This window comes from Lachnoanaerobaculum sp. OBRC5-5, from assembly GCF_000296385.1.
Taxonomy (GTDB): domain Bacteria; phylum Bacillota; class Clostridia; order Lachnospirales; family Lachnospiraceae; genus Lachnoanaerobaculum.
Genome location: NZ_JH815185.1, coordinates 2304666 through 2317258, shown reverse-complemented (window position 1 = coordinate 2317258; position 12593 = coordinate 2304666). Strand labels below are relative to the sequence as shown.

At 38.7% G+C, this 12593-nt stretch carries 11 protein-coding genes, 8 tRNA genes and 1 rRNA gene; 5 read left to right on the top strand and 15 right to left on the bottom strand.

Features of this window, described 5'->3' with window-relative positions; genetic code table 11:
* Window positions 1-59 precede the first annotated feature (59 nt).
* Window positions 60-1745 (bottom strand): tryptophanase, encoded by a 1686-nt coding sequence (locus HMPREF1135_RS10780; protein WP_007595099.1) that lies wholly within the window; start codon window positions 1743-1745, stop codon window positions 60-62.
* Between the two features lie 615 nt (window positions 1746-2360).
* Here HMPREF1135_RS10780 and HMPREF1135_RS10775 point away from each other — a divergent pair.
* Both HMPREF1135_RS10775 and HMPREF1135_RS10770 read left to right on the top strand, forming a co-directional pair.
* Window positions 2361-3011 (top strand): helix-turn-helix transcriptional regulator, encoded by a 651-nt coding sequence (locus HMPREF1135_RS10775; RefSeq protein WP_007595097.1) that lies wholly within the window; start codon window positions 2361-2363, stop codon window positions 3009-3011.
* A 151-nt stretch (window positions 3012-3162) separates the two neighbouring features.
* Window positions 3163-3945, top strand: a complete 783-nt coding sequence (locus HMPREF1135_RS10770) for a cell wall-binding protein (protein ID WP_007595095.1) — start codon at window positions 3163-3165, stop codon at window positions 3943-3945.
* A 180-nt stretch (window positions 3946-4125) separates the two neighbouring features.
* Here the strand turns inward: HMPREF1135_RS10770 and HMPREF1135_RS10765 are convergent, their stop codons facing one another.
* The gene (locus HMPREF1135_RS10765; RefSeq protein ID WP_007595093.1) at window positions 4126-4500 is read right to left on the bottom strand and encodes a hypothetical protein; all 375 of its coding nucleotides are present in this window, start codon (window positions 4498-4500) and stop codon (window positions 4126-4128) included.
* Window positions 4501-4925: 425 nt separating this feature from the next.
* The gene (locus tag HMPREF1135_RS10760; RefSeq protein WP_007595092.1) at window positions 4926-5288 is read right to left on the bottom strand and encodes a hypothetical protein; all 363 of its coding nucleotides are present in this window, start codon (window positions 5286-5288) and stop codon (window positions 4926-4928) included.
* Window positions 5289-5453: 165 nt separating this feature from the next.
* Between HMPREF1135_RS10760 and HMPREF1135_RS10755 the strand changes: the two genes are divergently transcribed.
* The 3 genes from HMPREF1135_RS10755 (at window position 5454) to HMPREF1135_RS10750 (ending at window position 6872) form a co-directional block, all read left to right on the top strand.
* A tRNA-Pro gene (locus tag HMPREF1135_RS10755) sits at window positions 5454-5527 on the top strand.
* 69 nt (window positions 5528-5596) lie between these two features.
* Window positions 5597-5761: a hypothetical protein gene (locus HMPREF1135_RS13960; protein WP_007595091.1), complete on the top strand. Its 165-nt coding sequence runs from the start codon at window positions 5597-5599 to the stop codon at window positions 5759-5761.
* Between the two features lie 148 nt (window positions 5762-5909).
* On the top strand, window positions 5910-6872 hold the full coding sequence (locus HMPREF1135_RS10750; protein ID WP_007595090.1) for an Mbeg1-like protein: 963 nt from the start codon (window positions 5910-5912) through the stop codon (window positions 6870-6872).
* Window positions 6873-6934: 62 nt separating this feature from the next.
* On the opposite strand, the gene HMPREF1135_RS10745 is transcribed toward HMPREF1135_RS10750, so the two are convergent.
* The 12 genes from HMPREF1135_RS10745 to HMPREF1135_RS10690 all read right to left on the bottom strand — a co-directional run bounded on the left by HMPREF1135_RS10745 (window position 6935) and on the right by HMPREF1135_RS10690 (window position 12507).
* Window positions 6935-7165 carry a hypothetical protein gene (locus HMPREF1135_RS10745; RefSeq protein ID WP_007595089.1) on the bottom strand — a complete coding sequence of 77 codons (231 nt, stop codon included), beginning with the start codon at window positions 7163-7165 and terminating at the stop codon, window positions 6935-6937.
* A gap of 11 nt (window positions 7166-7176) precedes the next feature.
* On the bottom strand, window positions 7177-7446 hold the full coding sequence (locus tag HMPREF1135_RS10740; protein WP_007595080.1) for a hypothetical protein: 270 nt from the start codon (window positions 7444-7446) through the stop codon (window positions 7177-7179).
* Between the two features lie 25 nt (window positions 7447-7471).
* On the bottom strand, window positions 7472-7651 hold the full coding sequence (locus tag HMPREF1135_RS10735; RefSeq protein WP_007595078.1) for a hypothetical protein: 180 nt from the start codon (window positions 7649-7651) through the stop codon (window positions 7472-7474).
* A gap of 738 nt (window positions 7652-8389) precedes the next feature.
* Window positions 8390-8629 carry a hypothetical protein gene (locus HMPREF1135_RS10730; RefSeq protein WP_007595077.1) on the bottom strand — a complete coding sequence of 80 codons (240 nt, stop codon included), beginning with the start codon at window positions 8627-8629 and terminating at the stop codon, window positions 8390-8392.
* Between the two features lie 206 nt (window positions 8630-8835).
* Window positions 8836-8908, bottom strand: a tRNA-Lys gene (locus HMPREF1135_RS10725).
* 13 nt (window positions 8909-8921) lie between these two features.
* Window positions 8922-8994, bottom strand: a tRNA-Phe gene (locus HMPREF1135_RS10720).
* Between the two features lie 4 nt (window positions 8995-8998).
* Window positions 8999-9072 (bottom strand) — tRNA-Met (locus tag HMPREF1135_RS10715).
* A gap of 49 nt (window positions 9073-9121) precedes the next feature.
* A tRNA-Tyr gene (locus tag HMPREF1135_RS10710) sits at window positions 9122-9203 on the bottom strand.
* 39 nt (window positions 9204-9242) lie between these two features.
* Window positions 9243-9315, bottom strand: a tRNA-Thr gene (locus HMPREF1135_RS10705).
* Between the two features lie 61 nt (window positions 9316-9376).
* Window positions 9377-9449 (bottom strand) — tRNA-Val (locus HMPREF1135_RS10700).
* Between the two features lie 35 nt (window positions 9450-9484).
* Window positions 9485-9558: transfer RNA gene (locus HMPREF1135_RS10695), tRNA-Asp, on the bottom strand.
* A gap of 61 nt (window positions 9559-9619) precedes the next feature.
* A 23S ribosomal RNA gene (locus tag HMPREF1135_RS10690) occupies window positions 9620-12507 on the bottom strand.
* Between the last annotated feature and the right edge of the window lie 86 nt (window positions 12508-12593).

The window sequence follows — 12593 nt, the reverse complement described above, 5'->3', positions numbered from 1 at the left end:
AAAATGCAAGTACCCCTTAAAGCAGTCCGGTCTTTAAAAAGACCGGCTGCCAATATGTCTTATTTATTTTCCCAGTATTCGTAATTTCCTTCATCACACATCTCTTCTTTGCTTGGAGCATATGGCTCTGCCCATGCATGGAAATGTCTCATAGGTAATGTATGACCGAATGTAATCTTTAAATTAGGAACCGTATCTCTGTCTTTATAAAGTTGTGTCAATGCTGCAATAATATAATCCATATGCTGTTTGCTGAACTGGCTTCTGTTGATAGCCAAACGAACAACATTACATACTTCCTTTTGCTGCTCAGGAGTCTTTAAATCATATTCCATAGAGAAATCACCAAGCTCTGAACAACGAATACCGTAACGATGGATCATCTCTAAAGAAAGTGCCTGTCCTGCAAAGCTCTCATGACCTCTCTTATAGTTGAAGAATTTATCAACATCAATATAAATTCCGTGTCCGCCTGCAGGCTGTACTACAGGAACACCGTTTGCTGTAAGTCCGTCTGCCAGATACTGACACTGTCTTACTCTCTCATCCTGATAATCAAATCTTGCCTCTTCATACATACCCTGGCAAAGAGCCATGATATCATGTCCCGACATTCCGCCGTAAGAATCATTACCGTAAGCTGATATCTGACGAACCTTTAAAAGATGTCCGATATCTGTCTTTACGCTGCCGTCCTCATTAAACTCCGAGAACTTCTGCCAGAAAAGACCTTTGTCACGGAAAGCCAAAACTCCACCCATATTTGCATGTCCGTTTTTCTTAAGTGATGCTGAAACAACATCAAAGTAAGAGAACATCTCTTTAGCTATTTCACAGATTGACTTGTCGGCATAACCCTCTTCATTCATCTTTATGAAGTAGCAGTTCTCTGCCCATCTTGCACCGTCCATAACAAAAGGAATATTGTACTTATGTGCTATCTTTGAAACTTCTCTGATATTCTTCATAGAAACAGCCTGTCCGCATACAGAGTTGTTTGTTACTGTAGAATAAATAAGCGGAACATTCTCAACACCTACCGCTTCAATAAGCTGATTGAGTTTATCTATGTCCATATCTCCCTTGAAAGGATTCTTCTCATACTTTCCGCTCTCAGGTACCTCAAATAAAATCTCCTTATGGAAAAGGTTTCTAGGTACATTACCCATCTGCTTGATATTACCTTCTGTAGTATCAAAGTGAGCATTTGACGGAATAGTAAATACTTTACCCGGCCATCTCTTTGCAAATAACGGCTTTAATACATCAAATAAAAGTGCCTCCGCACAACGTCCCTGTGGAACGATAAATGTGTTAGGTCTTGAAAGCTGATACTTACCGCCATTGATAAATCCACCTTCATAGTCAACCAGATAAACCTCGTTCATCATCTTCTCTACATCATCCTTGTCTACGCCCTCTTTGATGTAGTTGATAAGTCTCTTCTGATCGTCTCCTCTTTCCCATACATCTCTGAATGCATCCAAAAGAACATAATATCCTTTATTTCTTCCGTAAGACTCGTCTGCAAGGAACATAGCCGACCATTGTGTGTCTGTCATTGATGTAGTACCTGAGTCTGAAAGGCAGTCGATATATAAAAGACCTGCAGGAAAAGCAAACTCATTATAATGAGTCATCTCAAGGGCTTTCTTTCTTTGCTCCTGTGTAACTGTAGGAACTTCTCTCACTACATGTGTCCATGACTTCGGTGCCTCTACACCTAACATCTTCTCATACTCCATTTTAATACCTCCAAATACAAAAATATATTTTGATACCCCGGTCATCGTAAGTAACGACTGGCGGACGGTATTACAATCCCATTAAGCAATAAATATATCTCATCTGATTATCGAGACTATATGCATTTAATCTCTAAAAGTTTTATATATAAGTGAAATATTGTCTAAATATTGCTATGAGAATAATTTATCACCTTTTTAGAATATTGTCAATATTGTTTAATAAAAAGCTTGTTGCGGTTTATTTTTGGTATATTTATGTGCATTTTGCATTAAATTTTTATTTTAAGATAATTCTTTGGAAATAAACAAATTGCTATTTGATAAATTTATCGGGATTTTTCTTAACTTCGTCTTTAAGCAGATATACAGATATATAGCTAAAAGCCCTTTATTTTCATATATATTTTTAAAGTCAATATTATTTGAGAATTTTTGTGAGAATTTTTTCTCATTTTCTTTATATCAACTTCTTTTTGATTAATTTGTCATTTTCGTGATTTTGCTTAAAACTTAAATTTTATATCATAATATTTTAAGTTTTGGTATAATAATAACAGATATTTCTTCAAGCTTTAATATGACGGTACAATACAAATATGATTTGGAGTATTTATGAATGAATTTGAGATAAAGCGATATATTGATTTTTCCGATTTTTTGAGCACTCTGCTGGGTCCCGACTATGAAATCATACTATATGATCTAAAATATATAATATATATAATAAACGGAGATATAAGCGGCAGGCAAACAGGTGATGTGCTCAGTACAACGATGAAAACCCTATTACAGAATAAAGAATCCGCTGATAAGAAATGGATATCAAACTATAGAGCTCTTTCAGCCAACGGCAAGATTCTAAGATGTTCTACATTTTATATAAAAGATGAAAAAGGCAAACCTGTAGGAGCACTCAATATAAACTTTGACGACAACAGGTACAGAGAACTTTCAAACCTTGTATTTTCTCTATGTCATCCGGATAATTATGTATCCAAAAATATTTCTATTGAAATAAAGGGAAACGATGACCAGGCAGTTTTTTCCGAAAACATTTCAAATACGATAGATGAAGTATTAAAAAGGATTGATAAGTCTCTTCCCTTCAGCAAGCTGAGCCATTCAGAGAAGCTTGATATAATACGTCAGCTCTATCAAAAAGGTATTTTTTCTATGAAAGGTGCCATAAAGACAGTAGGTCTCAAACTGTCATGCTCTCCTGCAAGTATGTACAGATATCTGGAGACAGTAAAAAATGAGTGATAATAAACTTTTACATGTGTTTAAAAAAGTATATATTATCTTTAATTAAAAGTAATATTAACTACTCAATTTATGTGCTACAATAGTATGAAAGATATGTCTCTTTAAAAAAGAGACGTGAAAAAAATCCGGTATAAAAGAAAGGAATTTTATGAAAAAACTGATTTTAATTTTATCACTGCTTTTTTCACTCTTTATGAGTATGTCGGTATTTGCTGCCGACTATAGTATAGGTAGTGCGTCATGGGATGTAGGAAGCAAGGCGTTGGCAACTTGGGATGAGACCGAGGACAAGACAAAGTACAAAGTACAGTTGTACAAGGGCAACAAAAAAGTCGGCTCAAACAATGCTGCAAGCTCCGAGAAATATGATTTTACAAAACTTATCATAGACAATGGTGCAGGAAACTACTCATTCAGAGTTTATCCGTTAAAAGGCGGTCCTTCAATGACAGTATCATCTGAGATTGAGTATTTTGATTATGATACAATCGCTGAATTTAAGAAAAGCCGTGGCGGTTCAACTCCAAACTCTACTTCTACAAGTACAAGCCAGGCAAATACAGGAACAACCACAGGTTGGTATCAAACAAACGGTATTTGGCATTACAGAAAAGCTGACGGTACACATGCCACTAACTGGTTTATGGTAAACAACCTTTGGTATTTCTTTGATGCTAACGGAAATATGCTTACAGGATGGATTGAGAATAACGGTAACAAATACTATCTCAATCAGCCAAACGGTGATATGCCTGTAGGTTGGGCACTTATCAATGATAAGTGGTACTATTTTGAAGAATCAGGTCTTTATAAGAAGGGGTGGATCGAGTACAACGGACATTGGTATTACCTTGATACCAACGGACAGATGGTTACAAATACAACTATCGACGGATATAATATAAATCAAGACGGTGTTTGGGTTCAATAATAAAGGAGATTTTAATATGCTGAAAAAACATCAATTTTGGGCAATTGTAGCGGTTGTCGGACTGGTAATGTGTTTCATCACAGGACATGCTATGGTAGCAGGACATAAGCCAAAAACAGTTACAGAATAAAGAGATTAGAAAAGAGCAGGGACTTGAGTGAGTCACCTGCTCTTTTATTATTAGAATTTAATAAGCATGCTCTTTGCTATAAATGCCGCACCTCCGAAAATAAGTACCAACATAACTACCCAATCAAAAAGTGTCAGATACTGAATATAAAATCTGGTAGACTGAATGAGACTTGCTATAATCAAAAGTACACTTAGCACCATAGCAATCTTTGAACCTTTATTTGGTCTTATAAATATCCAGACTAAAGAAAAGATAAACGGTACTATTACCAATCCTGAACTGATGTGCATACCCATCAGTCTAATGCCGCCGCCCCAGAAGGAATTTGTCACAGTTACCTTTTGTGATAAGAAGAACAAACCTACTACCAGCATGATAAGTCCTCCCCAGAAATATAAATAAAAATCATTCTTTCTACTCATATCTTTTCTCCTCTCTATTATGCTTGCTTTTTATAGCTACTTTAGGTTTATTTTATCATATATTACAATTTATACAAATTAATTTTCATTTAAGGTTTATGTGAGGGTATGTATTAAAAATAACCGATGATGAAACGGTACAATATAAAAAGACCATATATCATGATTACAAGGATATACAGTCTTTTAATTGCTATATATACTATTTGGTATAGTATAATTACTTGTTTTAAGGATGACATATTTGACAAGGTGTATATCCTTTGGAAATAGCCTCATCTCTTGTTCCGCTAAAAGGTATCTTATTGTGTTCCCTCATCTTCTGTACTGCAGTACAGTTTGAATAATGGAATACATGGCTGTTTTTATTTAATATATAATCAGTTGCTCTGTTATTTATAGCAGTTCCTGTGTTTGAACTGTTGTTAGATGCCGATGTTGACGCATTCTGAGTATTTGATTTTGAGCTGCCTGTAGACTGAGAAGCGGGGATGTACGCGCCCGTCTGCACCTACCTGATATCCGTCTACGACAGTATTTGTAAGCATCGCACCGGTAGATCCGAGATAATAATTTCCAAACCATTGATTTGACAGCATGTATCCGTTCTCATTAAAGTAATACCATGATCCGTCTATCTGCTCCCAAACAGATACAGGAAAGCTCTTATCATCTCTTTCGTACCACCAGCCTGTATTATCCTGTTTCCATGTCCCTGCAAATACAAGTATTGTAAGTGCTGTACTGATAGCAAGAGCGGATAAAGCCAAATAAAATCTTTTTTTCATACTAACTCCTTAAAATATAAAGATAAATTTAATTATTAATTAATATTATATAATGTTTGCAAAAACTGTCAACTTAGATTATGTGTATTGAATATGAATTTCAGTAAAAAATTTGTTGGCAAATATTGAAAAGTTTTATATAATGAATACTGTATCAATAGTTTACGGGATGTGGTGCAGTTTGGCAGCACGCTTGACTGGGGGTCAAGAGGTCGCAAGTTCAAGTCTTGTCATTCCGATATTAAGAAACGGCTTAAACATGTATAGCACTTGTTTAAGCCATTTGCAGTTTTACGGATGGTGATTAAATGAAACTATATGATGAGTATGAGAGGCGTGAAGCTACACAAGAAGAATATTTGGAGCATATGAAGGAGCTTGCAGAAGAGAAAATAAAGATTTGCATATTAACTCCCGAAGAAATAGAACAACTTAAAAAAGAGGGACGTCTGAAGCCGCTTTATGAGGTTTGATCAAAGTTCATTAAGTTTATACACTCTTAAAACCCTAGTTAATACATACTTCACTTTATCTATGTTTACAATCAATTGATTTTATATTATTGTATATTTAAGTAACAGTATTCAGCTATGCATAATGTATTTACAAGAGGAGGTTATAATGGCAAATATCATTGACTATATAAAATGGCGTGGAGATTTATCTTTTGATGTTTCTCCTTTTAATGAACTTGATAATGCGATTTTTTCATTATTCTCCTATCTTGACTTAAAAGACTTGCAGAATGAAATAAATTCAATAGGCGTTTCTCTTTCAGATGCCTGCAGATACTTAATTAATCATGACTACCACTACGGTTATATGAGTGAAATAAATGTAGATTTTTTGAACGCTCTCGCAACTTCCGAGAGATTCGGTAATGTTATGATACTTGATTATATAGATCTCTATCACGAGAAAAAATACCAATTTTCATCAACAGGATTTATGTATGACGACAGTCAGATGTATATTGCATTCAGAGGAACCGATGACAGCATTGTAGCCTGGAAAGAGGACTTTATGATGAGTTTTTCAGTTATTCCGGCTCAGAAATTTGCACTGGATTTTCTAAAGCAGGTTATTTCTCGTCATCCGAATACAGATTTTATAGTAGGAGGACATAGTAAGGGCGGTAATCTTGCAATCTACTCCTGTGCAATGTGTTATGAAATTTTCAGGGATAGAATTACTGCAATCTATAATAATGACGGTCCCGACCTTTGTGACGAAGTGATCAATACCGATATAATGAATGCTGTAAAGAATAAAATAATCAAGATAGTCCCTGAATTTTGTGTAGTGGGTATGATTTTTAACAATACAAAGAATATTAAAGTGGTAAAAGCCGATAATATTGCTTTCTTACAGCATGATATACTCAACTGGAACTGTATAAGAACAAACTTTGAGTATGTTAATGATATAAACAAGGATGCAGATAAATTCAACAGTTTTGTAGACAAGGTATTGGAGAACACCGATTTAAGTAAACGCAAGGAATATGTAAATAATTTCTTTGATAAGATAATAGAATCAGGCACGACAAGGCTGCCTTGGGGGAAGAATAATCGTAATACTTAAATATAGAAGGGATTTGAATCAATAAACGGTTCAAATCCCTTTTATACTTGCGATATTTACTATTACAGTAGCTCTCTCTCCAAGTCAAAACTTAGTCCAATTTTCTCTAAACTTATTTCTCTGACACTAAGTTCCGTCCTTAAAATATCTAATACCTCGTAGTATGCCAATGCTCTTCCATCCTTAAAACTGTCTTCTCTATTCTCCCTTGATTCTTCGACCGCTTCTCTTGCTCTTTCTACTATTCTTTCTACAATATAGGATATTCCTTCAATGCTAATCTTATCTGCCATCTTTTCGTCCTTTACTCAAATATCTTTAACAGCTTCTCAATGGTGTCCGTACATTCTGCATATAGAAAAGTTTCCTCTTCAGTTCTTACAATAGTAAAAGGATTTCCATCCATTTCGCAATCATACAAATCATCCAATGGTGTTTCGTGCTTTCTACCGATACTGATATTTTTCTTTTTTAAAATACTTTGTAATTTTTTCAGCTCTTCTTCCGCCGAAATTCTCTCGTAATTCTGAAAATAAATCCTGTTTTTATCGTTTTTGAGTAAAAAAGTTTTCATTATGATATACAAACCTCCGTAAGAATTACTTTACCACCATATTTTCATCCAACTCAACGATTTCAAACATATCAGGAGGATACAAATAATCGTCACCTGAATCATCTATGGTTCTATACCAACCACGCTCTATAGATATTACATCATAAATCTTTTTATTTGTTAATACCAAAAAATCTGTTTTACCAAGCCATTTTACCTTCATTTCTTTATTCAAATAATACTTTATTTACAAAGCTCGCAATCAAGCATATAACCTGTCTCCATCTTCTATTTTTTGGATCTTCTCCCTCTTTAGGTTTAGGATATACCTCTGTAAATGTTCCTTTCTTATGCCTCAAATATATTATTCACTGCAATTTATTCTAGTAACTTACCTTCATTTTATCATCTATTCATAGTATTTCAAATAATGTTTTCTATCTTATTAACCTGTAGCTCACCCTTTACTTTGATTACATTTAATAAAAATAAATTACTGACGTAAGAATGATAGCACCTATATCATAGTCATTGTCCATTCAATAAGTAATTAAAAATTTACATAACAAAAGAGACACCTATATTAAGTGTCTCTAAACTTCCATTTTATTTATAGGAAAGTAAGTCGGAGTTGCACCGGCCTTTTCCCCGTAGGGCTGTATACCTCCTATACGATTACTTTCCAATTATGTTGATTGTCGCATATTTACGGAAATTTGTCAATTGGCCTATACATAACTTAAATTAGGAGAATGCCAAATAATTTATTTATAAAGTGGAGTCACATCAGTTTATATGTTTAAAATTCAATCTTCATATATTCTGAATACAATATTGATTCTTCCTCTCTATACCACTTTGGCTCTTCTCTCGTTATACGTATTCCTCTTTAGTAATTATATATATTTTGCCACTCAAATTAAAAAAACATCTTATACTTCATAAAGCTTTTAATGTATTTTCAATAATCTACTGACTTATCGTGTCCTCTATACGTTTCCCCCGTGACTTCCCAATACGTTTTTCCACTAGACAAACACTCTTCAAGGATTTCTATCCACTCCTTTAACGACCACGTAGATGCCTCTGTAATAAGTTCATCTCCTATCTTTTCTCTGTATTCTAGGACAAGTTGCCATAATTTTTCAACTTCGGGATCAATATCAACGCTGTCTCCTTCTAATATAAAATCAGGTATCATGTATTCTCCTTAGATTATCTAATCATCCTTATAAACTCATTATAAGCCGTAGGGAAAACCTGCTGTATATGCCGGAGTTTTTTTGTTATCATTCCTAGCAGTTGCTTCCAAAAAATGCGCAAAAGCTTCCTTAACCTAAGGGTAGTTCACAAATTAAAAACGGCTCAAAGCCTTGTAAATCAAAACCTTGAGCCTTTTCACACTAGTGAGACACCCGGGACTCGAACCCGGGACAACTTGATTAAAAGTCAAGTGCTCTACCACCTGAGCTAGTATCCCATAAAAGAATAAATGCCTTGAACCGGAATCGAACCAGTGACACGAGGATTTTCAGTCCTCTGCTCTACCAACTGAGCTATCAAGGCATAATTGCGGGGACAGGATTTGAACCTGCGGCCTCCGGGTTATGAGCCCGACGAGCTTCCAGACTGCTCTACCCCGCGATAACTGTATTCAGAATAAAACTCACTCTTAAAAAGAGTGACTGAACAATGGGGGAAGGTGGATTCGAACCACCGAAAGCAGTGCTAGCAGATTTACAGTCTGTCCCCTTTGGCCTCTCGGGAATTCCCCCAAACTTATTTAGTTCTTTACCTTTACTCCTAAGAGTAAAAGCCGATAATCGGACTCGAACCGATAACCTGCTGATTACAAATCAGCTGCTCTGCCAATTGAGCCATATCGGCATGTACACTATACTATCATATGACTAATATAATGTCAATACCATCTTTTTCCAAAGATGAATGGGACCTACAGGGCTCGAACCTGTGACCCTCTGCTTGTAAGGCAGATGCTCTCCCAGCTGAGCTAAGATCCCATATATAAACTTAAAGGCTGGAATTCTTTAAGTAACGACCCGAATCGGACTCGAACCGACGACCTCCGCCGTGACAGGGCGGCGCTCTAACCAACTGAGCCATCGGGCCATATAAAGTTATGTACCTTCAAAACTGCGTACCAAACTTAAAAAATAAATTCCTTATCCTTTTGGTTAAACCCTCGACCTATTAGTAACCATCAACTTAATACATTACTGTACTTACATCTTGGCCCTATCTACCTCGTAGTCTTCAAGGGGTCTTACTGTTTTCACATGAGATATCCCATCTTGAGGGGGGCTTCACGCTTAGATGCCTTCAGCGTTTATCCCGTCCCGACATAGCTACCCTGCCATGGAGTTACTCTCCAACAGGTACACCAGCGGTCAGTCCGTCCCGGTCCTCTCGTACTAAGGACGGCTCCTCTCAAATATCTTACGCCCACGCCGGATAGGGACCGAACTGTCTCACGACGTTCTGAACCCAGCTCGCGTACCGCTTTAATGGGCGAACAGCCCAACCCTTGGGACCTGCTACAGCCCCAGGATGCGATGAGCCGACATCGAGGTGCCAAACCACTCCGTCGATGTGAACTCTTGGGAGTGATAAGCCTGTTATCCCCAGGGTAGCTTTTATCCGTTGAGCGATGGCAATCCCACTTTATGCCACCGGATCACTAAGTCCTACTTTCGTACCTGCTCCACCCGTCGGTGTCGCAGTCAAGCTCCCTTCTGCCTTTGCACTCTTTGAATGGTTTCCGACCATTCTGAGGGAACCTTCGAGCGCCTCCGATACTCTTTCGGAGGCGACCGCCCCAGTCAAACTCCCCGTCTGGCATTGTCCCCCGGCCGGATAACGGCCGCAGGTTAGAAATCCAGCAATACAGGGGTGGTATCCCAACGGCGACTCTGCATAAACTGGCGTCTATACTTCTACGTCTCCCACCTATCCTGTACGAGTATTACCGAATCCCAGTACCAAACTGGAGTAAAGCTCCATGGGGTCTTTCCGTCCTGGCGCGGGTAACCAGCATCTTCACTGGTACTTCAATTTCACCGGGTGCATTGTTGAGACAGCGCTCAAATCATTACGCCTTTCGTGCGGGTCGGAACTTACCCGACAAGGAATTTCGCTACCTTAGGACCGTTATAGTTACGGCCGCCGTTTACCGGGGCTTCAATTCAAAGCTTCGTTTCCTGACTTCTCCTCTTAACCTTCCGGCACCGGGCAGGCGTCAGCCCATATACTTCACCTTGCGGTTTCGCATAGACCTGTGTTTTTGCTAAACAGTTGCTTGAGCCTTTTTTCTGCGACCACTCTATTAAAGTGGCACCCCTTCTCCCGAAGTTACGGGGTCATTTTGCCGAGTTCCTTAACAATGCTTCTCCCGCCGGCCTTAGGATTCTCTCCTCATCTACCTGTGTCGGTTTGCGGTACGGGTACATATAACACAATAGCGGCTTTTCTTGACGGCTCCCTAACCGACTTCCCTACTAATTTTCGGTACGCATCACGTTTTCCCCTTGTATGGTGGTTTTTCCTCCCATACAGGTACTTCGCTTGCCCCGGTTTTTGTCCTCCCGGGTTCGGTTTCAGTCTCCGTGTCCCCACAGTTCTGATTATATGTAGTACAGGAATCTGTACCTGTTATCCATCGACTACGTCTTTCGACCTTGCCTTAGGCCCCGACTTACCCTGAGTAGATCAGCTTTACTCAGGAAACCTTAGATATTCGGCCAAGAGGATTCTCACCTCTTTCTCGCTACTCATTCCGGCATTCTCTCTTCTTATTACTCCACCACTCCTTCCGGTATGGCTTCTACGCCTCTAAGAATGCTCCTCTACCAATGTATATAATACATTCCTAGGCTTCGGTGTTGTGTTTAGCCCCGGACATTTTCGGCGCAGGACCTCTCGACTAGTGAGCTGTTACGCACTCTTTTAATGTATGGCTGCTTCTAAGCCAACATCCTAGCTGTCTTCGAAATCCCACATCCTTTTCCACTTAACACACACTTTGGGACCTTAGCCGTAGGTCTGGGCTCTTTCCCTTTTGACTACCCAACTTATCTCGTGTAGTCTGACTCCCGTCAATCATCTAGCCGGCATTCGGAGTTTGATATCTCTTGGTAGGCTTTGACGCCCCCGCAAAAATTCAGTGCTCTACCTCCGGTAGACTAATAACGAGGCTAGTCCTAAAACTATTTCGAGGAGAACCAGCTATCTCCGGGTTCGATTGGAATTTCTCCCCTATCCACACCTCATCGCCACCCTTTTCAACGGATGTGCGTTCGGTCCTCCATTCACTTTTACGCGAACTTCAACCTGGACATGGATAGATCACCCGGTTTCGGGTCTACACATACAGACTTCATCGCCCTATTAAGACTTGGTTTCCCTTCGGCTCCGTATCTTTAATACTTAACCTCGCCTGTACATGTAACTCGCCGGACCGTTCTACAAAAAGTACGCGGTTCACCTTTCGGTGTTCCACAGTTTGTAAACATAGGGTTTCAGGTTCTTTTTCACTCCCCTCCCGGGGTTCTTTTCACCTTTCCTTCACAGTACTATACGCTATCGGTCACTGACTAGTATTTAGCCTTGGGGGGTGGTCCCCCCTGCTTCCCACAAGGTTTCTCGTGTCTCGTGGTACTCCGGATACTGCTGGATTCAATATATTTTCCCTTACACGGCTCTCACGCTCTTTGGCCCGCTTTTCCAAAACGGTTCAGGTAATATATCTTACTCGTATTGCAGTCCTCTACCCCGCAGTGCACGCACCACGGTTTGGGCTCTTACGATTTCGCTCGCCGCTACTTTCGCAATCACTGTTGTTTTCTTTTCCTCCGGCTACTTAGATGTTTCAGTTCACCGGGTTCCCCTCTGTACGTTATGTATTGGCGTACAGATACTTGGAGTTCTTCCAAGTGGGTTTCCCCATTCAGACATCTGCGGATCACTGAATATGTGCTTCTCCCCGCAGCTTTTCGCAGCTTGTCACGTCTTTCTTCGGCTGTCAGTGCCTAGGCATCCACCCTACGCTCTTTATGTTTAACCTCTTAAATCATTTAGATTTAGTGTTTATGTATGACACTAGCGTGTATCATACACTATATTTAAAAATTTATTTTTGTTATTAAATA

Bases quoted from the DNA above. Each gene is read 5' to 3' on its own strand.
- HMPREF1135_RS10750 (WP_007595090.1), top strand. From the start codon at position 5,910: ATGGCAAATATCATTGACTATATAAAATGGCGTGGAGATTTATCTTTT.
- HMPREF1135_RS10760 (WP_007595092.1), bottom strand. From the start codon at position 5,288: ATGAAAAAAAGATTTTATTTGGCTTTATCCGCTCTTGCTATCAGTACA.
- HMPREF1135_RS10775 (WP_007595097.1), top strand. From the start codon at position 2,361: ATGAATGAATTTGAGATAAAGCGATATATTGATTTTTCCGATTTTTTG.
- HMPREF1135_RS10740 (WP_007595080.1), bottom strand. From the start codon at position 7,446: ATGAAAACTTTTTTACTCAAAAACGATAAAAACAGGATTTATTTTCAG.
- HMPREF1135_RS10745 (WP_007595089.1), bottom strand. From the start codon at position 7,165: ATGGCAGATAAGATTAGCATTGAAGGAATATCCTATATTGTAGAAAGA.
- HMPREF1135_RS10730 (WP_007595077.1), bottom strand. From the start codon at position 8,629: ATGATACCTGATTTTATATTAGAAGGAGACAGCGTTGATATTGATCCC.
- HMPREF1135_RS13960 (WP_007595091.1), top strand. From the start codon at position 5,597: ATGAAACTATATGATGAGTATGAGAGGCGTGAAGCTACACAAGAAGAA.
- HMPREF1135_RS10780 (WP_007595099.1), bottom strand. From the start codon at position 1,745: ATGGAGTATGAGAAGATGTTAGGTGTAGAGGCACCGAAGTCATGGACA.
- HMPREF1135_RS10735 (WP_007595078.1), bottom strand. From the start codon at position 7,651: ATGAAGGTAAAATGGCTTGGTAAAACAGATTTTTTGGTATTAACAAAT.
- HMPREF1135_RS10765 (WP_007595093.1), bottom strand. From the start codon at position 4,500: ATGAGTAGAAAGAATGATTTTTATTTATATTTCTGGGGAGGACTTATC.
- HMPREF1135_RS10770 (WP_007595095.1), top strand. From the start codon at position 3,163: ATGAAAAAACTGATTTTAATTTTATCACTGCTTTTTTCACTCTTTATG.